18 protein-coding genes are annotated in these 24,262 nt (G+C 43.9%); 10 read left to right on the forward strand and 8 right to left on the reverse strand.

Features of this window, described 5'->3' with window-relative positions; all coding sequences use genetic code 11:
* The first annotated feature begins 54 nt into the window (after window positions 1-54).
* From HCZ91_RS00440 to accC, 4 genes are all read left to right on the forward strand, one after another.
* Window positions 55-534, forward strand: a complete 480-nt coding sequence (locus HCZ91_RS00440; protein WP_101204418.1) for an EVE domain-containing protein — start codon at window positions 55-57, stop codon at window positions 532-534.
* Window positions 535-912: 378 nt separating this feature from the next.
* Window positions 913-2,280 (forward strand): MATE family efflux transporter, encoded by a 1,368-nt coding sequence (locus tag HCZ91_RS00445; protein ID WP_179797481.1) that lies wholly within the window; start codon window positions 913-915, stop codon window positions 2,278-2,280.
* A 240-nt stretch (window positions 2,281-2,520) separates the two neighbouring features.
* Entirely contained in the window at window positions 2,521-2,943 is a 423-nt protein-coding gene (accB, locus tag HCZ91_RS00450; protein ID WP_101204416.1) for an acetyl-CoA carboxylase biotin carboxyl carrier protein, read from the forward strand.
* A 125-nt stretch (window positions 2,944-3,068) separates the two neighbouring features.
* Window positions 3,069-4,430: an acetyl-CoA carboxylase biotin carboxylase subunit gene (accC, locus tag HCZ91_RS00455; RefSeq protein ID WP_057759692.1), complete on the forward strand. Its 1,362-nt coding sequence runs from the start codon at window positions 3,069-3,071 to the stop codon at window positions 4,428-4,430.
* A gap of 149 nt (window positions 4,431-4,579) precedes the next feature.
* On the opposite strand, the gene HCZ91_RS00460 is transcribed toward accC, so the two are convergent.
* On the reverse strand, window positions 4,580-5,215 hold the full coding sequence (locus HCZ91_RS00460) for a hypothetical protein (RefSeq protein ID WP_179797285.1): 636 nt from the start codon (window positions 5,213-5,215) through the stop codon (window positions 4,580-4,582).
* Window positions 5,216-5,432: 217 nt separating this feature from the next.
* On the reverse strand, window positions 5,433-7,217 hold the full coding sequence (leuA, locus tag HCZ91_RS00465; RefSeq protein ID WP_179797287.1) for a 2-isopropylmalate synthase: 1,785 nt from the start codon (window positions 7,215-7,217) through the stop codon (window positions 5,433-5,435).
* Window positions 7,218-7,438: 221 nt separating this feature from the next.
* On the opposite strand from leuA, the gene HCZ91_RS00470 reads away from it, so the two are divergent.
* Window positions 7,439-7,927 (forward strand): Lrp/AsnC family transcriptional regulator, encoded by a 489-nt coding sequence (locus HCZ91_RS00470; protein WP_101204823.1) that lies wholly within the window; start codon window positions 7,439-7,441, stop codon window positions 7,925-7,927.
* Here HCZ91_RS00470 and HCZ91_RS00475 read toward each other — a convergent pair.
* The 5 genes from HCZ91_RS00475 to HCZ91_RS00495 form a co-directional block, all read right to left on the reverse strand.
* Entirely contained in the window at window positions 7,924-9,189 is a 1,266-nt protein-coding gene (locus HCZ91_RS00475) for a YbfB/YjiJ family MFS transporter (protein WP_179797289.1), read from the reverse strand. The two genes, HCZ91_RS00470 and HCZ91_RS00475, sit on opposite strands and share 4 nt — an antisense overlap.
* Window positions 9,190-9,317: 128 nt before the next feature.
* The gene (locus HCZ91_RS00480; protein ID WP_179797291.1) at window positions 9,318-10,661 is read right to left on the reverse strand and encodes an AarF/ABC1/UbiB kinase family protein; all 1,344 of its coding nucleotides are present in this window, start codon (window positions 10,659-10,661) and stop codon (window positions 9,318-9,320) included.
* 170 nt (window positions 10,662-10,831) lie between these two features.
* Entirely contained in the window at window positions 10,832-11,641 is an 810-nt protein-coding gene (locus HCZ91_RS00485) for a HesA/MoeB/ThiF family protein (RefSeq protein ID WP_179797293.1), read from the reverse strand.
* A 41-nt stretch (window positions 11,642-11,682) separates the two neighbouring features.
* A complete protein-coding gene (prmC, locus tag HCZ91_RS00490; protein WP_179797295.1) occupies window positions 11,683-12,555 on the reverse strand; it encodes a peptide chain release factor N(5)-glutamine methyltransferase in 873 nt (290 codons plus the stop codon).
* A 50-nt stretch (window positions 12,556-12,605) separates the two neighbouring features.
* Window positions 12,606-14,522, reverse strand: a complete 1,917-nt coding sequence (locus HCZ91_RS00495; protein ID WP_160021925.1) for an MFS transporter — start codon at window positions 14,520-14,522, stop codon at window positions 12,606-12,608.
* A gap of 773 nt (window positions 14,523-15,295) precedes the next feature.
* On the opposite strand from HCZ91_RS00495, the gene katG reads away from it, so the two are divergent.
* The 5 genes from katG to HCZ91_RS00520 all read left to right on the forward strand — a co-directional run bounded on the left by katG (window position 15,296) and on the right by HCZ91_RS00520 (window position 23,041).
* A complete protein-coding gene (gene katG, locus HCZ91_RS00500) occupies window positions 15,296-17,479 on the forward strand; it encodes a catalase/peroxidase HPI (RefSeq protein WP_179797483.1) in 2,184 nt (727 codons plus the stop codon).
* A gap of 379 nt (window positions 17,480-17,858) precedes the next feature.
* On the forward strand, window positions 17,859-18,788 hold the full coding sequence (locus tag HCZ91_RS00505) for a LysR substrate-binding domain-containing protein (RefSeq protein WP_057759664.1): 930 nt from the start codon (window positions 17,859-17,861) through the stop codon (window positions 18,786-18,788).
* A 204-nt stretch (window positions 18,789-18,992) separates the two neighbouring features.
* The gene (locus tag HCZ91_RS00510) at window positions 18,993-21,479 is read left to right on the forward strand and encodes a glucose/quinate/shikimate family membrane-bound PQQ-dependent dehydrogenase (protein WP_179797297.1); all 2,487 of its coding nucleotides are present in this window, start codon (window positions 18,993-18,995) and stop codon (window positions 21,477-21,479) included.
* Window positions 21,480-21,826: 347 nt separating this feature from the next.
* Complete coding sequence (locus HCZ91_RS00515) at window positions 21,827-22,828, forward strand: LLM class flavin-dependent oxidoreductase (protein WP_102092171.1); 1,002 nt, start codon at window positions 21,827-21,829, stop codon at window positions 22,826-22,828.
* Between the two features lie 48 nt (window positions 22,829-22,876).
* Window positions 22,877-23,041: a hypothetical protein gene (locus HCZ91_RS00520; protein ID WP_160021934.1), complete on the forward strand. Its 165-nt coding sequence runs from the start codon at window positions 22,877-22,879 to the stop codon at window positions 23,039-23,041.
* 110 nt (window positions 23,042-23,151) lie between these two features.
* Here HCZ91_RS00520 and HCZ91_RS00525 read toward each other — a convergent pair whose 3' ends face one another.
* Window positions 23,152-24,111 (reverse strand): AEC family transporter, encoded by a 960-nt coding sequence (locus tag HCZ91_RS00525; protein ID WP_101204815.1) that lies wholly within the window; start codon window positions 24,109-24,111, stop codon window positions 23,152-23,154.
* Window positions 24,112-24,262: the final 151 nt, after the last annotated feature.

Below are 24,262 nucleotides of genomic sequence, written 5' to 3' on the forward strand. Positions count from 1 at the left end.
TCGATAATTTTAAGAACGAATTGAAAAATAAATAAAAAATCGAAGGACAAATATATGGCGTATTGGTTAATGAAATCCAACCCTAAATTTTTTGGTATTGAAGATTTGCAACGCTTGGGCACCGACGGTTGGGACGGTGTCCGCAACTACCGTGCGCGTAACTTTATGCGTGATGATATGAAAGTTGGTGACAAAGTGTTCTTTTATCACTCTAGCGCCAAGCCGTCTGGAGTCGCTGGTATTATGACAGTTACTACAGCAGGGTATCCTGATCCTACTCAATTTCACCCTGAGCATCGTCATTATGATCCTATTGCGACTGAAGATGCACCTCGCTGGTATATGGTCGATCTCACCTTTGAGCAAGCTTTTACAGAGGTGTTACCACTATCAGAGCTAAAGTTTTTGCCAGCTTTGGAAGATTCCTTATTACTTAGGAAAGGATGTCAGCAATTAACAGTGATTCCATTAGAGCCCAAACATTGGCAAGCGATTATGGATATGGCGGAGACACTTGAGTTGTTGCCGGAGTAAACTCATTGAATTGGCTATTGGCTGTTATCCATTAACTATGAAATAGAGTACAAAAAACCTAAGATTAATACCTGTATAGCGGCGCTAAAGCGTTGACATCATAGTGTGGCTTCTTTACCATCTTACTATGTATATGACCTGTCAATCCACTACTTGGATCGACGGGTTATTTTTATTTTAGTGTCTTTATTTTTATTTTCATACTCTGCCTATCTACTTATGCAACATTATAAGCTTGCTCATATTATTTATCGGAGTATTATCGTCGGCACTACGCTCTCCTTGCTGCGTCAATCTTAATCGATTGATAGCAGTGTTTGTTTATTAATAATAACTACCTTAATAACAATTACCGCAAAGAATAAAAAGTTGCTTACCATGGTTTTTCCATTGTCTTTCAAAGATTTTAAAAGCTACAGCTTACGTTTAGGCGTACTCGCCCTCCCTATTTTGATTACTCAGTTTTGCCAAGCCGCACTTGGCGTGGTCGATGCCATCATGGCAGGTCAAGTATCGGCGCTTGATTTGGCTGCGGTAGCCGTTGGCTCTGGTATTTGGCTACCACTGTTTTTATTGGCCACAGGTGTGCTTATCGCAACCACGCCTCTAATTGGTGAAGCAATTGGTCAAGACCAGCACGGCCAAGTACCGCATATCACGCAGCAGTCCTTATGGACCGCAGGTGTCATTGGCATTATTGGTTTTATCATTGTTAATTTGGCTCCCAATGTTCTTGGCATTATGGGTGTCCCAGAAAACATTCAGCCGATAGCGACGCAATATTTACATGGCGTGTCCTTTGGTTTCCCAGCGCTCGCTGTATATGCCGTCCTGCGCAGTTATTGTGAGGCATTGGGTCGTCCTGAGCCTGTGACTGTCATTAGTATCATTGGCCTACTCGCAGATATTCCTTTGAACTATATTTTTATTCACGGGTTATTTGGCATGCCGGAAATGGGCGGTGCAGGCTGCGGCGTGGCGACAGCATTGGTATTATGGATAAATGTCCTATTATTGGCGGCCTATACTAGCTTCACGAAACGTCGCGAATTTGTGAGCACGCGATTTTTTTATGGCTTCTCTAGCCCTAATCGTACGCAGATTAAAAAGCTGTTAAAACTTGGCATCCCTATTGGCATCTCTATTTTCTTTGAAGCCAGTTTATTTAGCTTAGGCGCACTCGTTATCAGTCCATTGGGTGAGCTGGCAACCGCATCGCATCAAGTGGCGCTGTCAGTGACCTCACAGCTATTTATGATACCGATATCGGTCGCCATGGCGCTCACTATCATGGTCTCCAATCGATTTGGTCAAAAAAACCTATTAGCACTGCGCCAAGTGCAAGCTACTGGACTGGTATGGACGGTATTGATCGCTTTGACCTGTATGCTTGGGATATGGCTATTCAGACCAGAACTGGCAGCAGCATTCACGGATAACCCAGAAGTTAGAGCCCAGTCTATGCATTTGCTTATCTTTGCACTTGCCTATCAATTATTTGATGGCTGGCAGGTTAACGTTGCTGGTATATTGCGCGGTATGCAAGATACCACTATACCGATGTGGGTAACGCTCTTCTGCTACTGGTTAGTGGCCCTACCACTTGGCGTCTATCTAGTGCGTTTCACTGACGTTGGCGCACAAGGATTTTGGATGGCGTTGATTACAGGTTTATTCTTATCATCTATTTTACTTACTTTGCGTCTACGCTATCAGCAAAAACGCTTAACTGTGCTATGGGGTTAAGCCAATTGCTTATGGATTGCATTTTATAATCATTGTCAGCGTCATTTGATCATACAGACTATGAAAAATCGTAGATATTTTCTTGCTAAAAAGATGGCTTACGTCAAAATATGTAAAAATTCTCAGTTAACAACTGTACATTGATTGCTCATTGCCCTGAATCTAGGTATCATTAGCAATTAATTAGACAATATTTAGTTACACTATTTCTCGAATTTAGTACAAGGCCAGATAAAAACTATGGATATTGAAAAAATACGCACCCTCATCGCCCTTATGGAAGAAAGTGAACTGGTTAATTTAGAAATCAGTTCTGACGACGAGCATATTAGCTTAACTCGTCACTATGACGCGCCTGCGCCAACTATGATGGCTGCGAGCGCTGCTCCTGCTGCCGCTGTTGAAGGCAAACCTGCAGAAAAAGCGGGTAGCGTTGAGTCTTCACCAATGGTTGGTGTTTTCTATTCAGCACCAAGCCCTAATGACCCACCATTTGTGAAAGTCGGTCAAAAGGTTCAGGCAGGTGATACTTTAGGTATTATCGAAGCCATGAAAATCATGAACCCGCTTGAAGCGACTCAAAGTGGTATTGTTGACGAAATCTTGGTAGATAACTCTGAAGTCGTACAGTTCGGTCAACCTGTCATACGCTATAAAGCGTAACGATATTTGCCATACTTTATTTCATTATGGCTGACTTTTGGTATATATACCGCGTCAATGCTAAATAACATGATGCTATGTATCGAAACTCAGTCAATGACTGACGCTTCGACAAGGATGAACCCATGATAAAAAAATTGCTCATTGCCAACAGAGGTGAAATTGCCCTGCGCATCGTCCGCGCCTGTAAAGCGCTAGGTATCGAAACGGTAGGTGTCTACTCTACTGCTGATGCCAACTTGATGCACTTGCGCTTTGTTGATGAGGCAATTTGTATTGGCAAGCCTAATGCTAACCAAAGCTACCTTGATATCAATACCATCTTAACTGCTGCTGAAATCACTGGTGCAGATGCTATCCATCCCGGTTACGGCTTTTTGTCTGAGAATGCTGAATTTGCTGAACAAGTAGAAGAAGCAGGATTGACCTTCGTTGGTCCTAATGCTGATCATATTCGCCTCATGGGCAACAAAGTTTCTGCCATCAACGCTATGAAAAAAGCTGGCGTACCAACTGTACCTGGTTCAGTTGGCGCTGTGACTCTGCATAATGCTGAAGAGCAAGCTCGCAATATCGGCTTTCCACTATTGATTAAAGCGGCCTCTGGCGGCGGTGGACGCGGTATGCGTGTGGTTGAACGCTTTGACGAATTGATTGGTCAAGTACAAGCTGCTAAACAAGAAGCTGAGCTTTGGTTCGGTGATGACACTGTCTATATGGAGCGCTATCTACAAAACCCGCGCCACGTAGAAGTACAGGTGTTAGGCGATGGTAATGGTAATGCTATCCATCTATATGACCGTGATTGCTCATTGCAGCGGCGCCATCAAAAAGTACTAGAAGAAGCACCTGCTCCAGACATCCCAGATGATGTACGTGAGCCAATCTTAAAAGCTTGCGTAAAAGCTTGCGAGCTTGTTAAGTATCGCGGTGCTGGTACGTTTGAATTCTTATTTGAAAATAACGAGTTTTTCTTTATTGAAATGAACACTCGTGTACAGGTTGAGCATCCAGTGACTGAGATGATTACTGGTATTGATGTTGTGGTCGAACAGCTTAAAATCGCAGCTGGTTACGGCCTGTCTTATCGTCAAAGTGAGATTGAGATCCAAGGTCATGCGATCGAATGTCGTATCAATGCCGAAGATGCAGCGACTTTCGTACCTTGCCCGGGCACTATCAGCCAACTGTTCACACCAAGTGGTTCTGGTATTCGCTTTGACTCTCATCTATACCCTGGCTATGAGATACCGACCTATTACGATTCATTGATTGGTAAGCTTATATGTCACGGTCAAACTCGTCAGCAAGCTATTGCTAAGACAGTACATGCCCTTGATGAGCTGATTATCGAAGGTATCAAAACCAATATACCTTTGCATCGTGATGTGATTTTGGCGGATGATAACTTTACTCGTGAAGCGCAAAATATTCACTATCTCGAAAGAGAGCTGCTGACTGCAAATAAAGCCAAAAAAGACTCGTAGGCTAAAATACTTATAGAGTTCGCTAAGTTTATTAAATTTAGTCGCGACTTTGATTAAAACAGACATAAAAAAACCGCTATTAATATAGCGGTTTTTTTATGTCATCAATAATCTGTCAATCATACGTAAAGTACAACGAGCATCTCTAATTATGGTAACACTCTATTGAAGTTCATAAAGCATTCGTTACCATCAGGGTCAGCGCACCATTGCATCTGATTGCCATCATGATTAATAAATGCAATCAACGCTTCATCAGTCTGGTCGATCTGATTGCCTGAGCAATCTACTTCATTATTATCATAAACAGTCTTGATTGCAATAACTGGCAGCCCTTCTTCACGATGGGTAACCAGATATCGGCCGTATGTCCACTCTTTGCCACTGACAGACCACATTTCATTATCCACACTAAAGTTATATAGCTCACGGCACTGGTTAGACTTACCAACTGACGCAAGTAAATTTTTACTAGTAGCTGGTTGAATGTTTAGAACCCGCTCTTCACTTTGAGTCAGTACGCCGCCGTCCATGCCCGTCATCACCTTAGGCTCTACACTGCTAGGCTTTTGCGCACTATCTGATGCCGACTGATTAGCTTCCGCTTCCTTAGTCATCATGGCGTGAGTAGAGTGAGAGCTACTGTCCAAGTCTATTTCCCACTGTCCGGCAATGGCTGGACTGATATGAGTAGTAATGGTCGGCTTGGTAATAGCCTCACCATTCGCAGGTATTGAGGCCAAAATAGATGCCAGCGTGAATGAAGCAAATGAGATAGGTTCCATAATTAACCTTTTAATTATAATATTTTAATATATACATTAGCGTAAGTCTTAGACACCAAAAACACAAGTAACATTATGCTATTGCTCATAAACCTGTAGTCGGAATTTCATAGGTATTTATAGCAAAAAATAACGCCATCGATTTACTTGCTAGAGACAAGGAGCGATGGCGTTATTAGCATACAGAATTTTGCGTGATATCACTGACTATTTAACACTAAGCAGCTTCTGTGTTTAGCGCTTGAGCAAAAGCTGATAATGCCCCTTTTAGCATGGCTGATACCGTACTGCTACAAGTACCGATACCTGAATATACCTCGCCATCGACATTTAACTGAATATAAGCAGCAGCGTTGGCATTAGTTTTGTTATCACTATTGGTATCATCATCGATACCATTACCACTGTTATGATGCGGGTTAATCGCATGCTCTGCATAGTTAATAATATGTAGTGATTTGCCCGTATGCTGCGCAAGTCCGTCAATAAACGATGATAATGGGCCGTTACCCGTGCCATCAATATCGATGATATCGCTATTCATCTGCACCTGACCACTAAAGTAAACAGCACCGCCTTTATTATTGACACTATAATCTAGTAGTTCAAACTTGCCCTGCTGCAAGTAAGTATCTTCAAAGGTCTGCAATATTTCATCATTCTGCAGCTCGCGTGCCGCTGCTTCAGCTTGCTTTTGTACCACACGGCTAAAGTCAATCTGCATCCAACGTGGCAAGTTAAAGCCGTAGTTACGCTGTAAGATATATGCGACGCCGCCTTTGCCCGACTGGCTATTGATACGTACCACGTCTTGGTAGCTACGCCCAATATGCGCAGGATCGATGGGTAGATAAGCCACGTCCCAGACGTTGTCTGTTTCGCTCTGATTGCTTTCATTGTAGTCGAGAGATTTCTTGATAGCATCTTGATGTGAGCCACTAAATGCCGTGAAGACCAACTCGCCCACATAAGGATGACGTGGGTGCAATGGTAGATTATTGCATTCGCTCACAACCTGTACGATTTCACTCATATTGCTAAAATCAAGCTCAGGATCGATACCTTGGCTAAATAAGTTCATGGCCATGACCATGATATCCATGTTACCCGTACGCTCACCGTTACCAAGCAATGTGCCTTCGATACGATCTGCGCCCGCAAGTACGCCCAATTCAGCTGCTGCTACCGCACAACCACGGTCATTATGGGTATGCAAGCTCACAATCACATGCTCACGCTGGGCTAGATTGCGGCAGAAGTACTCTACTTGATCAGCAAAGACATTGGGCATAGAGGCTTCAACGGTTGCTGGCAAGTTAAAAATAACTTCCTGACCCTGCTGTGGTTGCCACACGTCACACACAGCATCGCAAACCTCTACGGCATATTCAGTTTCTGTCTGGCTAAAGCTCTCTGGCGAGTACTGAAATACCCAATCTGTCTCAGGATACTTTGCTGCATACTCTTGTAATAGCTTGGCGCCTGCAATAGCAATTTCTTTGATTTCGGCTTTATCTTTGCCATAGACTTTTTCACGTTGTACACGGCTGGTTGAGTTATAGACATGGACAACCGCACGTTTAGCACCTTTTAATGATTCAAAAGTACGGGCAATCAAATGCTCGCGCGCTTGTACCAATACTTGTAACGTCACATCTTCAGGTACGTGGTTTTCTTCGATAAGCTTACGCGCAAAGTCAAACTCTACCTGCGCCGCTGACGGAAAACCAATCTCAATCTCTTTAAAACCAACATCTACTAAAGTCTTAAAGAAGCGCATTTTTTGTTCAATGGTCATCGGATCAATCAGTGCTTGGTTACCATCACGCAGATCCACACTTGCCCATATCGGTGACTTCTCAATTGTTTTGCTTGGCCAAGTACGATCTGGCAGCGATGGCGCAAATGCAAATGGACGGTATTTACGGAAGTCAAAAGCGGCACTTTTTGGTGTGATCTTTGCAGTCCCTGTGGCTGCGGTGTGCGTGGCTTGGTCAGACATAATCAATCCTTAGATGATATGGTTATTTATATATTTAGCTAGGCGATTAGCTGTTGATTAGATCAGTATTTATCATACGAGATAACTAGTGTTCATACCATAATAATATCAAAGTTTAGCAGAGAGAAACCTGCTTTCTTTTACTTTATTTTCTGTTATTTTAGTGGAAAAACACAATTTAGACATTATAATCGAATAAATCCACTATTAAGGCTTAAGAAATGCCAGACAATTATATTGATAGTACAAGAACTGCAGATATAGACGAGATAGATAGACAGTTACTACACTTATTGCAAACGCAGGCACGCATGAGTATTACTGAACTCGCTGAACGCGTCAACCTGTCTGCCACCCCTTGCGCACGTCGTATCAAACGCTTAGAAGATGCGAACATAATCACTGGCTACCACACCAAAACCGATGCACAAAAACTTGGCTATCCGCTAGCCGTGTTTATCGCTATTAGTATGGATCAACATACAGCAGAACGTTTTGAGCAGTTTGAACGCAAAGTTCAGAGCTTTGAGGAAGTCATCAGTTGTAGTATTGTCACAGGACGCACCGAAGACTATCTGATTAAGGTCAGGGTACGTGATATGACACATTACGAAGAGTTTTTATTGCATCGCCTCAATCGTATCGAAGGCGTGGCCCAAGTTCATACCAGTTTTGAACTACGAGAAGTATTTAGCCGTAGCGTGGTTTAGACGATCTTAGCTGTCTTTGGCGACTGTCGACGAAACCATACCAATAGTACAAATCCGATCATTAATCCGATAGCAGCAACAAGCAACCCTGCATTGAAATTGCCATCTTTCCCTGCCAGTGCCACTGTCACCAAAGGTCCCAAAAACTGCCCCAATGCATAAGCCAACGTTGCCAAAGCAATCAGTAAATTAGAATAGGCAGGATTGATGTTTTTAAACAGCGTCAGTGTCATCGATACCATACCGACGAAGGTCAATCCCAAAATCGCAGCATTGCCATATAATCCAAATGCACCATCAAACCATATCGGCAAGCACATCCCAAATGCTTGCAATACCGTCAGCCCCATTAAGGTTTTTATCTCACCGATACGTTTGGCAAGCGCGCCCCATAGGGGGTTTGACAACATCGCAAAAATACCAACGACCAACCAAATCATGAGTCCAGCATACGTCTGTGTTGTTAGACGTTGTGCTGCCATAACGGGTAAAAAAGTTGCTGAGCTGATATAACCAAACCCTGCCAGTACGTAGCTGATAAAAAGTAAAGCAAGCGCTTTATGATGTCCAGAAATTGCTTCGTATAAGGAGCGTTTAAAGTTTAAATAGGTTTGGTGCACTGACACGTGTTGTTTGGCATCAATCTGCTGTGAATCAACAGCTTGTGCTTGTCTTGGCTTTGTCGCATACAGTAGCCACACAAGCGGCAAACTAGTGAAACCTGCGACTAGCCAAATTACATCGAAGTGATAGCCTAATTTTAATAGCCACCATGTCACGATGGCAGAAGCGCTAATGCCAACGCCAATACCTGCATAATGGACTGCTGACAATACAGAACGGCGCTCAGGGCTAAGATTTTGAATAACAAAAGATGAGCTCAATATCATTGCCACACCACTTGCAATGCCTGCAATTAAGCGAATGATATACCATAGCGTGAGCGACATATTTGGTATGACGAGTAACATCGTGGTGGCAACACTGATAATTGCCCACAGCGTCATCGCTTGCCACGTTGAGCGCTGAGGCACAAACATAGCAATAAGCGCACCGATAAAGTAGCCGATATAATTGATTGATGCCAGCCAGCCTGCAATCGTCGTTGATAGCGACAATTGCACCATAATATCAGGTAAGGTGGCGGTAAAAAGAAAGCGACCATAACCCATAACGACTGCCATGCAGTACATACCGATACAGGCAATGGCAGCTTCGTTGGTAATCGTCGGGACCATACGGCTTTTAAAAGCAGTCATCATGACAGAGCCATTTTTGCGGCAATTAGCACACAATCCTTTGTGTTAGACAGTCAAAAGCAGTAATAAATAAACGCAGAAATAGAGAAGTTATTAGATATAGTAGGCCAGCATAAAGTTATTAGCGAAAACTATAATACGTCTAACGTTGGCGTCTCTACCGTATCTTGTCCTAGCATTTGTACCCGCTGATCGCTAAACATATCCATATCTGGAGCTAGCGTACGCATAAACCGATCAAAATACAACATCTGTTTGGTCAATAGAGCGAAGTCTCGTGGGAAATGGATGCCATGACGTTTGCCAACCTCAACAATCTCAAGCATCATTTTATTAAGCTCATCGGCTTGTTCTTTACTATTGAAAGGTACACCGCTGGTAAAGGTTTTATCTTCTGCCATGATGGTTGTCATCATGCGTTGCAAGTCATTCCCTAATGCAGCCACATCGACTTTATTGCCACCATGTGTCATTTCCATATCAATCATATGGCGAGCCATGGCTTGATAGTCACTGTCTTGCATGGCTTGCATCATGCCCATACATGCACGCCAGCTCTCAGCTTTGAGCTTACCGACAATACCAAAATCCAAGAACCCAATACGGCCATCGGTCAATAGCATTAGATTACCAGCGTGTAGATCAGCATGGAAACTATTGCATAACATGAGACTGGCAAACCATGTGTTTAGAGTGTCTGCCATAACTTGGGCAGGATCTGCACAGTACTGACGCATGAGTGACTCATCGACCATAGAGACGCCATATAGACGGCTCATCGTTAGTACACGCTTGGTAGTCAGCTCTTCATAGACAGTTGGTGCCACGACACGAGTATTACCTGATACCGCTAAAAACTGCTGAAAATCGCGAATATTCTGTGCTTCGGCGATAAAGTCAGTCTCGGCAAGCATACGCAAACGAATCTCGTCAATAATCGGCGCAATGCTCGCAAATTTCATCGATGGCATTAGTATTTCAAGTAGCTTAGTTACGCCATGCAATACACCCAAGTCAGTCTGCATGATGGTCTCGACGCCAGGCTTTTGTACCTTTAGCACCACCTCATCGCCATTGTGCAGACGAGCTGCATGCACTTGAGCGATAGAAGCTGATGCCAATGGCTCTGAGTCAATATGAGCAAACGTATCATCAAGCGTCATACCATCAATCGCCAGATCCTCTCTTAGCACTTGCTCGATATAAGCATAAGACAATGGCGTGGTTTGATCCAAACAACTCTGGAATGCCTTGACATAATCACGTGGAAACAGCGACGGTGTACTGGCGATAAACTGACCGATTTTGATATAAGTCGTACCTAACTGCTCAAAGGTTTCTTTGAGTAGCATCGCGTCAGGTTTCTCACCTTTTGCCACTCTTAGCGCAGACAGACCTGCCACACTCGCTGTTTGGCGAACACGATTAACGACATTAAAAGTATGCTTTAATAAATGCGGACGATGAATTTTCATAAAAAACAACTATGGTAATAAGAAGGATGTTTGAAGATAGGCAATACAATATAAAAATGCGTTAAAATCAGATTACTCAGTTATAGCCGGTTCAATATAATTTGGATACAAGGCAGGCGAGTGAAAGTACTACAAATCGTAGACTAAGCAAGCCTGACACCGTATCCAATTTATAGAGGATTGACTATAGGACTGCTACAGACAGGACACTGCGGATCTTTTCGATAGCCCATTAGCCGCTGCTGCATCTGACTACCATCCCATATGAGCAGCTTGTTTGTCAGTAGATTTTTGGTTAATCCTAAATATTGCAGTGCAGCATTGGCTTGCAAATTGCCCATGATGGCAGTGGTACTGGCCAGCACACCAGAGTTGGCACACGTACGTTCGTCAGCGGCTTCATCAGGTACTACTGAGCCGAACACGCAGTGATAACAACCAGTATCGAGCTGAGGTTCGAACAGTGCTAGCTGTCCTTGCATCGCAATCGCTGAGGCGGATAATAGTGGGATTTGGTAGCGTACACTAATGCGATTAATAATATCGCGCGTGGCAAAGTTATCCGTACAGTCTAAGAGTAAGTCAGGCTTGCCGGCTGCTATATCGAGCAATTCATAAGCGTTGTCTTCATCTAATCGTGCGACTGTGCCGCGAGCCTTTATCAAAGGATTGATGCGCGCTAACATGTGCGCTGCAGTCAGTGCTTTAGACTGACCAACATCTTCTGGCAAAAACAGCGTCTGCCGTTGTAAGTTGCTTGCTTCAATCTCGTCATCATCAATCAGATGGACATAACCCACCCCTGCACGTACCAATGTCTCAGACGCAGGGCAACCTAGCCCGCCTGCCCCTATTATGACCACACGTGCTATCTTTAGTCGCAGCTGAGCATCCATATCCCAACCGTCTAATAAAACTTGTCGAGCATAACGCAGCAGCTCATCATCCGATAGATGTACCATCTCTTCTACCATATTCATCTACAACCTATAATCAAAGAAATCTACTACCAAAAAACCATCTACTGGACTTGCCCTAGCGTGACGCGATCATTACCACCGTAATCTTTTACGGTATGTACTGACTCAAACCCATCGTCTAGAAACAGCTGCCGAACCGCATCCCCTTGATCATAGCCATGTTCAATAGCCAATAATCCACCTGTACAGAGATAGGTTGTTGCTTGCTGAACGATATGCTCGATATCAGCTAGACCTTGATTGGGCGCACTCAAGGCACTAATCGGTTCAGCTGTTAGGCCTGCCAAATGCTCATCTGTCTCGTCAATATAAGGAGGGTTGGAGACGATGATATCAAACTGATGCTCATCATTAGTAGGTAGCGCTTGATACCAACTGCTTTGGATAAATTCAACATTGGCAACATTATTGCTCACGGCATTGTGCTGAGCAACTTCAAGCGCCTCTGACGATAAATCGACTGCCACGACTTGCCAGTTAGCGTGCTTTAACTCATAGGCAAGACTGATAGCGATACAACCTGACCCTGTCCCCAAGTCTAGTAATCGTTTACTACTAAGTTGCGCTGGCTGAGCGTTTATCCAGTTCAATACCTGCTCGACCAGTACTTCGGTATCAGGCCTAGGAATCAAAGTATGCTCGTTTACCCTAAAGTTAAGCGACCAAAACTCCTGCTGTCCGGTTAGATACGCAAGCGGTATACCTTGCTGCATTTTCACCACGCCGTCATTGAACCGTGCGACTTCACTATCACTTAGCTGATAATCTTCATCAGTCATCAACGCTATCGCAGGCTTATCAATGACATGCACCAACCAGTCAGTGAACCAAAATGACGGCTGCTGATTATCTGACTCACCATTCGTCAGTTGTCCAATTTGCTGCTTGATTTGACGAATGGTTGATACGGTCATAGATAGCTCTTAAAAAACAATGAATGGATAAAGGTAAAATGCTGCTGAGCCTACTCTGATGCGCGTGGTGGCTCTTTGGTATCGGTCAGGTTATGATTGGTTTTACTCAGCTTGTCACCTATCCCGTTACCACCGCTGCCATCATTATTATCATCGCCATAAATATCATCGTTATCACCAATGACAATATGTCTATCAACAAAGTAAATCAGTGCCAAAATTGGAATACCGATAGCAAATGTAAAGATAAAGAAAAACGGATAACCCATATTATCGACGATAGCACCAGAATAACCACCCATCACTTTTGGTATCAGGGTCATCAATGAGGAAAAAATCGCATACTGTACAGCAGTAAAGCGAATCGATGTCAGTGCTGATAAGAAAGCGATAAATACAGCGCTTGCAAGGCCCGCAGCCAAGTTATCAAATATCACTGCCATATACATAATCGGCAGGCTGCCTGGGTTGTACGTCAATACCACAAACAACAGGTTGGTCGCACACGCCAAAATCGCGCCAATCATCATGGCATGCATAATACGGAAACGCTGAGCCAAAATCCCGCCCAAGAAGCCACCTGCAATTGCCATAATTACACCGACCAGTTTTACGGCATTGGCGATATCTGTTTTGCTAAAGCCCATGTCTTGATAAAAGACGTTGGAGATCACGCCTGCGACGATATCTGAGATACGGTATAGACCAATCAAGGCTAAGAGTAGCAGTGCTTTTTTGCCGTAACGTCGGAAAAAATCTAAGACAGGCTCGATCCATGTTGCCATGGCCACTTCTTTTTTTACCAGTCCTACTTGTACCAGGGCATAACCTGCTGCCATCGCCGCGCCTAGGCTTACTAATAAGTGCAAGGTTTCTACAAAGAAACTAGAAAAAGCGCCTTCGAACTCGGGTAAGACTTGCCCCATCAATATGTAAGCAGCGATAAAGGCAATCACTGAAAATACAAACAACGCTACCAGTCTGACGTAATCTTCACGAGTTTCAGCGACCAACGGGGCTTTGTTAATGATTTTTGGTTGGTTAATAATAAAGTACAGCAATAACAATGGCGCACACGCGACCAATGCTAAAAAGTAAAATTTAATCGCTGGCATTACCATTAGTGGTATCAAGGCCACTGTGCTATCAAATACTGTATTGATCAAAATATTAATCAGGTAAATAACACCAAACAGTAGGCCTGGGATAAGCAGTAACGCTGAATAAATCAGGAATACTTTTAAGTTACCTTTCTGCTTTTTACTTTGCAGGGTCTCAGCGGTTGGCTCATAACTAGCAAACGTCGTTAATACCCCTAACGTCATGACTCCTGCCATGATGTAATAGGTATTGCGCCACGCTTCATAACTATAAAACGTCTCATTTGAGCCGAAATAATCAGCCAAATATAACGCGCCTGCCCCTGCGACAATCATACCGATACGGTAGCCTGACACATAGATAGAGGACAAGATAGACTGCATAGACGGCGGCGCAAGCTCAATACGGTACGCATCAATCACGATATCTTGCGTCGCAGAAGAGAACCCAAGCAGCACGGCCGCGCCTGCCATATAAACCAAGACATCTTCGCTAACAGGATTTACCCTTGCCATCAAAAAGATTGCCAGCACGATAAGCAGCTGTGATACCACCATCCAACTACGACGACGCCCTAGCCACTTGGTCAAAAACGGTACAGGGAGCGCATCAATCAATGGCGCCCAAATAAACTTGAACGAATACCCCAGTGCTGCCCAGCTGAACATAGTAACGACACTACGATCAATGCCTGCTTCTCTCAGCCATAGCGACAGACTTGAGAAAATCAGCAGAATAGGTATACCCGCTGAGAACCCCAAAAACAGCATAATAATGACACGAGGATCGAGATAAGCTTTTGTGGCCTCGCCCCATGACTTTTTGGCAATTGGTTGATTGGGCGGTACAGATTTGACAGCAGACATAATAACTCACCAACAATTCAGACAAAGAACACAACCGCGCACAATTTTTATCAATCTTTAGAATCAGTTATCGACAAAAGGATCGATAAAAATTGCTCTACGTTGCACCAATATTATCATTACAACAAAATCCAGTTATGGTACTTGAGAACCTTTATCTTGACTAGATGTTTTTGCATTAACTTAGCGATTGCAGGCCATGTACAATCGCTTATATTTCTTAATAGTAACGCAAAAAACTGCAGTGTTTTACCAAGGTTATCTTAGCTCTCTTCTTTATTGCTAATTTGAAGGATGTCTGACAATGACATTATTTATAGGTAATATAAAGGTAGTAGTAAAACTGACGCAGGCTTGATTGGTTAGGTGCACTCTATTGGTTTACTCTTAACTGGCGATGATAAGCAAGGGCGTTAATAATGATTGAGATAAACAAAACATCAAGTATTTTATGATTGGTAATTTAAAACTTATAATTCTTATATATTAGTTTTATAAATCCACTCAGCTTAGTTATGCTTTGTACATAAACAACGACTACCGAGATTCACGGTTTGTTCTTTCGATTATCATAGCCTGGGAGTTATACCATGTCCGACTCAACCAATAACACCACCGACAAAAACACTGCCCCAGATGCTGCTCGTTGTCCTGTAGATCACGAAAGCAATAATAATGCGCCTACTAACACAACCTATGATCAGGGTGATGGTCAAGGCCCAACGATCCATAGCGAAAACGTCGATAACTCGCACGAGCCTCAGCGCCCGAGCATGGGTGGCTGCCCTGTTATGCATCAGGCACATACTACCACTGCTTCTGCTGCGACAGATTGGTGGCCAAACGCATTGAACTTAGACATATTGCATCAGCAAGACAAAAAGACTGACCCAATGGGTGAAGACTTTGATTATGCTGAAGCTTTTAAACAGCTAGATCTAGAAGCGGTCAAAACTGACTTAAAAAACCTAATGACTGAGTCGCAAGAATGGTGGCCAGCGGATTGGGGTCACTATGGCGGCTTGATGATTCGTATGGCTTGGCATTCAGCTGGTACGTATCGCGGTGCTGACGGTCGCGGCGGCTCTAATACTGGTAACCAACGCTTTGCACCATTGAACAGCTGGCCTGACAACGTCAACCTTGATAAAGCACGTCGTCTATTATGGCCAATCAAGAAAAAATACGGCAATAAATTGTCTTGGGCTGATTTGATGATTTTGGCAGGTAACATGGCTTATGAGTCTATGGGTTTTAAAACTCTAGGTTTTGCTGGCGGTCGTGCTGATATCTGGCATCCAGAAAAAGACATCTACTGGGGTTCTGAGCGCGAATGGCTAGCTGCTACCAAAAACCGTTACGACAGTGATGAAGACCGCGCGTCACTAGAAAACCCACTAGCAGCAGTACAAATGGGCTTGATTTATGTTAACCCAGAAGGTGTTGATGGCAATCCTGACCCAATCAAAACCGCACAAGACATCCGTACTACGTTTGGTCGTATGTCGATGAATGACGAAGAGACCGTTGCTCTAACCGCTGGTGGTCACACGGTTGGTAAGTGTCACGGTAATGGTGACGCGACGATACTAGAAGATGAACCAGAAGGCGCTGATATCAAAGAGCAAGGCCTAGGCTGGCGCAACCCTAAGGGCCGTGGTAATGCAGGTGATACCGTTTCAAGTGGTATCGAGGGCGCCTGGACCACGAATCCAACTGAGTGGAACTATGAGTACTTTGATTTGTTGTTCAACCATGAATGGGCGTTGACTAAGAGTCCAGCTGGTGCGTGGCAGTGGGAACCTGTCGACATTAAGGAAGAAGATCGTCCGTTAGATGCGAATGATCCAAGTGTACGCCGCAACCCAATCATGACTGATGCTGATATGGCGATGATTAAAGATCCTATCTATCGTGAGATTTCAGAAAAGTTCCATAACAATCCAGAGTACTTTGATGAAGTGTTCGCTAGAGCATGGTTCAAACTGACTCACCGCGATTTGGGGCCGAAGTCTCGTTACTTAGGTGCCGACGTACCGAGCGAAGACTTTGTATGGCAAGACCCTATTCCTACAGGTAATACGGACTTGACTGCTGATGATATTGCAACGCTAAAAGCACAGATTTTAGACAGTGACCTTAGTCGTCGTGAGTTGATCATTACAGCATGGGACAGCGCTCGTACCTTCCGCGCTTCCGACTATCGCGGCGGTGCCAACGGTGCACGCATCCGTTTAGCTCCTCAGAAAGATTGGGCAGGCAACGAGCCAGAACAGCTACAGCGTGTACTTGAGACATTGACCAGCATTCAGTCTAGCTTTGATAAAGACGTTAGCTTGGCAGACCTTATTGTATTGGCTGGTAACGCTGCGATTGAACAAGCAGCAAACGATGCAGGCGTAGATATTACTGTACCGTTTAATCCAGGTCGCGGTGATGCTGACGCTGAAATGACTGACGCTGAATCTTTTGCTGATTTAGAGCCGCTACATGATGGCTATCGTAACTGGATTCAGGGCGACTATGCGGTATCACCAGAAGAGATGCTACTTGATCGCACGCAGCTAATGGGATTGACAGCACCTGAGATGGTCGTATTGCTTGGTGGTATGCGAGTGCTTGATACCAACCACGGTCAGAGCCAACATGGCGTCTTTACTAAACGTGCTGGCGTACTTACCAACGACTTTTTCGTCAATTTAACAGACATGAACTACACATGGCACCCTGTAAAAGCAGCCGACAATACTGCTAATAGCTACGAAGTACGTGAGCGTGGTACAGGAAACGTCAAATGGCAAGCAAGCCGTGTAGACTTAGTATTTGGCTCTAACTCTATATTACGTGCTTATGCTGAGCTATACGCGCAAGATGATAACTTAGAGAAATTCGTTCGTGACTTCGTCCGCGTTTGGAACAAGGTTATGAATGCAGATCGCTTTGATATTGCAAAATAAACCAAGTTTGAAGTTGGTCAGTATCAACTAACTACCAGTAATAAATAACTTTATAACTAACGAACAGCTATCTTTTAGAAGGTAGCTGTTTTTTTATGCTTAGTTTTTTATGCTTAATAGTGACCGCTCTTTATAAGTTGTTAGGTCAAATGGCTTCTCTGGATAAACAACGCTTACTTACTAAACAGCATTTACTGAACAAATAATTTTTTAGCATTGCAAAATACAAACTCTATATTCATAATTATCATAAATTGATAGCTATTTATTATATACAAGAATAATAGCTTTGTTTTACACTACTTTATTACTGTATGTTCAGACATTTTTACTTTCATATACAGACGAGGTTTGTATATTTATACAATAGGATTAAGTTATGGCAATCGACGTAGTGGTCAACCAACGGCATTTGCAGATTCAGCTCAAACAGCTAGAAACAGTATGGCATACGGTGATTAACGGTTATAACTTAAGCCAAGCGGCGACCGTACTACATACCAGTCAATCAAGCTTATCAAAGCATATTGCTGCGTTAGAAAACCAGTTAAAGACGGAAGTATTTGTGCGCCAAGGCAAACGCCTGACGGGACTAACCACTATGGGCACAGCACTTATGCCGCATATCGAGTCTATCTTTGCTGAAATCCGCACCATTGAAAACCTAAGTTTAGACTTTAATAATCCTAATATCGGTACGTTGACGATTGCCACCACCCATACTCAAGCGCGTTATGTACTGCCGCAAGTGGTTAAAGAGTTTAAAGATCGTTTTCCTAAAGTAAATTTGATTTTACAACAGGCAGATCCTGAGACCATCGCTCAGATGGTCATCCGTGGCCAAGCCGATATCGGTATCGCCACTGAGTCCTTGCTGCATAACAACTATTTAAGATGCTATCGTTACTATGACTGGACGCATCGCGTTATCGTACCAAGTGATCACGAACTGGCTAGCCAAGAGTCTATTGACCTGCCCACACTTGCCAGCTATCCGATTGTGACCTATCACGGTGGTTTTACAGGACGCGGCGCGATTGACAAGACGTTCGACGAAGCAGGGCTGGAGCCAGATATCGTATTAGCGGCGCTCGATGCCGATGTGATCAGCACCTATGTCGGTCTAGGCCTAGGTATTGGTATCATCGCAGAAATGGCATTTGAGCCAAGTCATTATCAAAACCTGACGGCCATCCCCGTCGATCATTTTGGTCGCTTTACCAGTTGGATGGCGGTACGTGATGATGCAGAAATCCGTCAATATGGTCGCGCATTCATGGAGCTATGCCAAAAGCAATTTGCAAATTAATGAGCATTTGTTAAATAAAGTATCTCAGACTTGCTCACCCTTACTAGACTGAGCTGTGGATGATAAAATAGATTCTAGAACGTTATTCAATGTTTCTTTTATATATTATTCACACTTGTATTGATATTTGGTCGAATGAAATTGATTAGCGACTAAATATCAATACATATTAACTTGCTCTTCTGTAAACAGGTGATACCGCTCATGGAAAAATTCGTAGCGATCATTATGGCAATTTTTGCCGCCCCTCTACTCATTGGCGGCGCTTATTTATTGTCTTTAGGCGGTAGTCCTTACTACCTTATTGCTGGCGTTATTATACTAACAACAGCTTTTTTATTGTTCAAAAAACACTGGAGTGCTTACGGATTATATGCGCTATTTATCGTAACAACCATGGCTTGGGCACTTTGGGAATCTGGGTTCTATTGGTGGGCGTTAGCACCTCGAGTTGGCTTCCCGCTTATATTTGGTTTGCTCATGCTACTGCCATGGGTATCTAAAAAAATGCATGGGTCTAGAGCTCAGTTAACAACGAGCGCTGACCGTACTGCCGCATTAACTGCAGACACTGCTAAGAAAAATCCGCTGTACTATTGGGGATTGCTCGCTAGCGTGGTTGTGGGTGCACTGCTCTCTTTTGGCAGCTTAGCAAACAACGCCACTGATAAATTAGGCGAGCTTGATTTGACTGCTGCAAATGATGACAAGCAAAACGTCAGCTCAGATGAGACGTCAGCTAACCTTGGTGACCCATTATCAAACGGTCAACAAACGCCAGATGGTGAGTGGAGTGCGTATGGTCGTACTGATTATGGTCAGCGCTACTCACCTCTAGATAAAATCAATACTGACAACGTCAAAGATTTAGAGCTGGCATGGCAAATCCAAACAGGTGATGTCAAAGGGCCTAACGATGTCGGTGAGACCACTTATCAGGCAACACCATTAAAGATTGGCAACGGTTTATACTTATGTACCCCGCATAACTGGGTACTAGCGCTAGATGCCGACTCTGGTGAGACGCTATGGAAGTTTGATCCTCAAGTAGAGGAAAACTTACAACGCCAGCACCAAACCTGTCGCGGCGTATCTTATTATGCTGGTCAAGCAACCAGTCCTGTGCAAGTACAAAAAATTGCTGGTAATACCTTTGAAAACGCATCTAAGCAATGTGATGCCAAGATATTTATCCCAACTTCTGATGCGAAACTATATGCACTCGATCCAAATACTGGGCAACGCTGCCAAGACTTTGGTGATGATGGTGCATTAGACTTGATGCATAACATGCCGTTTAATCAAGCAGGTTACTATTATTCTACGTCACCACCAGTCATCGCCGGTGATACCATTATCGTAGCTGGTGCTGTCAATGACAACTATGATGTCAACTCGCCTTCTGGTGTAATCCGTGCGTATGATGTCAATACCGGTGAGCTTCTTTGGAACTGGGACTCAGGTGATCCTGATAATACAGCACCTTTCGATGTCAATGATCCAACTCAAACTTACAAGACCAGTTCGCCAAATTCATGGTCAGTCGCTACTGCCGATGAAGAGCTTGGATTGGCCTACTTCCCTATGGGTAACCGCACACCGGATCAGCTAGGTAGCTACCGAAATGCCGCTGAAGAAAAGTATGCAACGTCTGTTGTCGCTCTAGATATCGAGACTGGTGAAGCACGCTGGGTTCAGCAGTTTGTCCATCATGACCTTTGGGACATGGACACGCCTGCGCAGCCAACCTTACTTGATCTAGATACGGCCGATGGTGTACAGCCCGCGCTGGTTGTACCAACCAAACAAGGCGATGTATACGTCTTGAATCGTGCGACAGGTGAGCCTATTGTACCGATTAAAGAACGTCCTGCACCGCAAGGCTATCTCATAGCGGGAGAGCACGCAGCGCCAACTCAGCCTTATTCTGGCTTGAGCTTTGAGCCTGAACCACTGACTGAAAAAGACATGTGGGGTGCCAGTCTCGTCGATCAAATGATGTGCCGTATTGAGTTCAATCAGCTCAACTATGATGGTCGCTATACCCCGCCATCAACAAATGGTAGCTTGGTCTATCCTGGTAACTTTGGTACCTTTAATTGGGGCGGTATTGCAGTCGATCCTGAGAATGGCGTGATGTTTGGTATGCCGACTTACTTGGCATTTACCTCAAAACTCATTCCTAGAGACACGTTGGGCGATGCAGAAACCAATAAAGGCGAGCAAGGCGTCAATGCCAATGAAGGTGCAGATTATGCAGTAGAATTGGGGCCCTTCTTGTCACCATTAGGCGTACCTTGTCAGCAGCCACCATGGGGCACGATCGCTGGTGCTGACCTAGCCACAGGTGATATCGCTTATCAACGCAAAAATGGTACGGTACAAGACTTGTCTCCTATTCCTATCAAACTGGAACTGGGCGTACCTGGTATCGGTGGACCTATCATCACTAAAGGCGGCGTCGCATTCTTGTCAGCGGCGACAGAAAACAACTTCCGAGCTTATGACTTAAAAAATGGCGACGTGCTATGGAATGTCCGTATTCCAGCAGGTGGTCAAGCCACGCCAATGACTTACTTAAACTCTAAAGGTGAGCAAATGGTCGTATTGGTTGCAGGTGGTCATGGTTCAGTTGGAACAACCATCGGTGATTATGTCTTAGCTTACAAACTTAGCGACCAAGATAAATAATGTTGCATTTGGTTCTTAAGATAATGATAAATTAAATAACCATTATATTATAATCTTATAATTAGAGAAGCAGGTAACTTAGGTTGCCTGCTTTTTTTAATGCCATCTTTTTTTAATGCCATAGTATAATGCTGCTAAATCCTTTTATTACCTTACTTATGGTTTATTTATCGCTTATTTTGACAAACGACAACCTTTATAAATACACCTTAATAATTGTTAAGCGAGCTTAAAAACAGAGTTAACTGACTTTGTTATGATTCATTAACAGTGACTAGCGGCACTTGAAACTACCACTGTCTATAAGCATATCAGTAGAAAATAATTTACACACTACTGGAACATTTATGAGTAATAAAATCCCTTTATCTTTTTTAGATCTTGCGCCTGTACCTCAAGGCAAAACCATCGCTGAAGGCATCGCCCAAACAGTGGAAACCGCGCAGCAAGCAGAAAAATCAGGCTTAAACCGCTACTGGATGGCAGAGCATCACAATATGCCGGGCATCGCCAGTGCAGCCACCTCAGTACTACTATCGCATATCGGTAGTAAAACCGACCGTATCCGTATTGGTGCTGGCGGCGTCATGCTACCGAACCATGCCCCTCTCGTGATTGCTGAGCAGTTTGGTACTTTGCAGGCATTATATGGTGACCGTGTGGACCTAGGCCTAGGCCGTGCACCTGGTACTGATGGTGCGACGTTTCAGGCACTTCGTAGACAAATGAAAGATGCCGAACGCTTTCCACAAGATGTGCAAGAGCTGATGTATTTCTTAGGTAATGATACAGATGGCAGCCCTGTACAGGCATTCCCTGGCGCAAAATCAGGCATACCGATTTGGATATTAGGCTCTTCTCTATTTGGTGCGACTTTGGCTGCACATTTAGGACTACCTTATGTGTTTGCCTCTCACTTCGCCCCGCAAATGCTTGGGCAAGCAATTGAGGCTTACCGTGAACAGTTTAAACCGTCTGTCTATCTAGATAAGCCTTATGTGATGCTAGCTGCAAACTTATTGCTGGCTGATGATGATGCGACCGCCGAGTATCATTTTACTTCAGCACAGCAGAGTTTTGTACGTCTGCGTCGTGGCGAAACAGGTCAAATGCCTAAGCCTACCCACGATATGGACAGTATCTGGAGTCAAGCAGAGAAAATGATGGTAGATAACGCATTGTCAGTATCATTCATTGGCTCTGTCGACACGGTCAAACCAAGACTCGCTGCATTTTTGGCAACCTATCAGCCAGATGAGCTGATTGTGACGGCCAATATCTATGACCAAGCCGCCCGTATCCGTTCACTTGAACTTACACCGGAGCTAAACTTATTTACTTTACAATGAAATGAGACACTTGCATAATTATTGATGAACCTTAACTGGATTTTTGACATGGAAGCAACTCCCATTATCGGTGCATCGCTCATGATTGGCTCATCAATATTTATGTATATCATCGCCTTTCTTGCCGTTATGGCTATCGGTGGTTATTTGACCTATCGTACTAGCCCAAAGCGCAAGCAGCGCCGTGAAGACAAGCGTAATAGCGAACGCTAGATTAATACCAAAAGCCCTCTTTTCTTATTTGAAAAGAGGGCTTTTTTAAGACTATCAAAATTAGATAAAGCGAAAGTACTTGCTTATTTAAAGATAGTATAAAATCTGCATTACATCAATCCAAGCGCACGTAACGTCGCTGCCCCAATCGCCATACCAAACATGCCGACAACAGTGGTAAAGGCAAGTATATTGGCAGCGAGTACATCATTGCCACCCATTGCTTTTGCCATGACATAGCTGGCTGCAGCTGTGGGCGATGCGACCATCAAAAACAACACCCCCATATGCACGCCTGATAGCCCGAACCCAAGTCCAACAGCGATAGCAATTAATGGTGCAATGACAATTCGTCCAATACTCGCTTGCATGGATAAGCCCGAAGGATGCAACATAGACTTTAGGTTAATACTAGCACCCGCACAGATCAGTGCTAACGGCAGAGCCACCGCTGCTAATAAGTCGCCAGTCGTATGAATCACCCCAGTAAGCGGTGGTAATGGCAGTGCTTTATAGACGAATGCCCCAACCAATGCCAAAATTAAAGGATTGGTTAGCAACTTTTTCACAATCATCGTACCGCGACTAATCCATGTATCATCCACACTTTTGGATACGCGGCTCAAGGTAATGACTGCCAAGATATTAAACAGTATCGTTACCACGCCCATATAGACAGCACCGATACTTAATCCTTGTGCGCCGTAAGCGTTGGCCACGGTTGCAAGGCCAATGATGGCCATGTTGCTACGGAATACGCCTTGTACAAACACGCCTTGGTCTTCAGGACGCTTGACGAAGCGTTTGGCATAAAACTCTGCGCCAATAAATAATATAAACGTCACCAAGATACCAACCAGGATAAGCGTAATTTGCTTACCATAATCGACGTCGCTATCGACCACGCTAAAAAACAATAAACACGGCAAGCAATAATTAAAGACAAAACTTGATGCCTGATCGATAAAAGTTTGGCTTGCCTCACCGCGTCGTTGCATAAAAAAACCCAACCACATTAAGGCAAGGTTGGGTAAGACAATGGTAATAGCAAAAACAATAGCATCAATCATAAGTAGACTCAGTTCGGTGACAAGCCCATGAATATATGGACATCAGCGAGACAAATTAACAAGTAATAAGAAAATTTACTGACCTAGTATAGAGACAAAGTAGTAAGTAGGACAAGGTTACATGTGACTTTCTTTCAAAATCGACCGTTTT

Origin of the sequence: Psychrobacter sp. BI730 (assembly GCF_013414195.1) — a bacterium.
GTDB lineage: Bacteria > Pseudomonadota > Gammaproteobacteria > Pseudomonadales > Moraxellaceae > Psychrobacter.

Coding starts and splice junctions, on each gene's coding strand:
- HCZ91_RS00460 (WP_179797285.1), bottom strand. CDS start 5,215: ATGGAACCTATCTCATTTGCTTCATTCACGCTGGCATCTATTTTGGCC.
- HCZ91_RS00445 (WP_179797481.1), top strand. CDS start 913: ATGGTTTTTCCATTGTCTTTCAAAGATTTTAAAAGCTACAGCTTACGT.
- prmC (WP_179797295.1), bottom strand. CDS start 12,555: ATGACCGTATCAACCATTCGTCAAATCAAGCAGCAAATTGGACAACTG.
- HCZ91_RS00525 (WP_101204815.1), bottom strand. CDS start 24,111: ATGATTGATGCTATTGTTTTTGCTATTACCATTGTCTTACCCAACCTT.
- katG (WP_179797483.1), top strand. CDS start 15,296: ATGGGTGGCTGCCCTGTTATGCATCAGGCACATACTACCACTGCTTCT.
- HCZ91_RS00470 (WP_101204823.1), top strand. CDS start 7,439: ATGCCAGACAATTATATTGATAGTACAAGAACTGCAGATATAGACGAG.
- accC (WP_057759692.1), top strand. CDS start 3,069: ATGATAAAAAAATTGCTCATTGCCAACAGAGGTGAAATTGCCCTGCGC.
- HCZ91_RS00520 (WP_160021934.1), top strand. CDS start 22,877: ATGGAAGCAACTCCCATTATCGGTGCATCGCTCATGATTGGCTCATCA.
- HCZ91_RS00440 (WP_101204418.1), top strand. CDS start 55: ATGGCGTATTGGTTAATGAAATCCAACCCTAAATTTTTTGGTATTGAA.
- HCZ91_RS00480 (WP_179797291.1), bottom strand. CDS start 10,661: ATGAAAATTCATCGTCCGCATTTATTAAAGCATACTTTTAATGTCGTT.
- HCZ91_RS00495 (WP_160021925.1), bottom strand. CDS start 14,522: ATGTCTGCTGTCAAATCTGTACCGCCCAATCAACCAATTGCCAAAAAG.
- accB (WP_101204416.1), top strand. CDS start 2,521: ATGGATATTGAAAAAATACGCACCCTCATCGCCCTTATGGAAGAAAGT.
- HCZ91_RS00475 (WP_179797289.1), bottom strand. CDS start 9,189: ATGATGACTGCTTTTAAAAGCCGTATGGTCCCGACGATTACCAACGAA.
- HCZ91_RS00515 (WP_102092171.1), top strand. CDS start 21,827: ATGAGTAATAAAATCCCTTTATCTTTTTTAGATCTTGCGCCTGTACCT.
- HCZ91_RS00485 (WP_179797293.1), bottom strand. CDS start 11,641: ATGAATATGGTAGAAGAGATGGTACATCTATCGGATGATGAGCTGCTG.
- leuA (WP_179797287.1), bottom strand. CDS start 7,217: ATGTCTGACCAAGCCACGCACACCGCAGCCACAGGGACTGCAAAGATC.
- HCZ91_RS00505 (WP_057759664.1), top strand. CDS start 17,859: ATGGCAATCGACGTAGTGGTCAACCAACGGCATTTGCAGATTCAGCTC.
- HCZ91_RS00510 (WP_179797297.1), top strand. CDS start 18,993: ATGGAAAAATTCGTAGCGATCATTATGGCAATTTTTGCCGCCCCTCTA.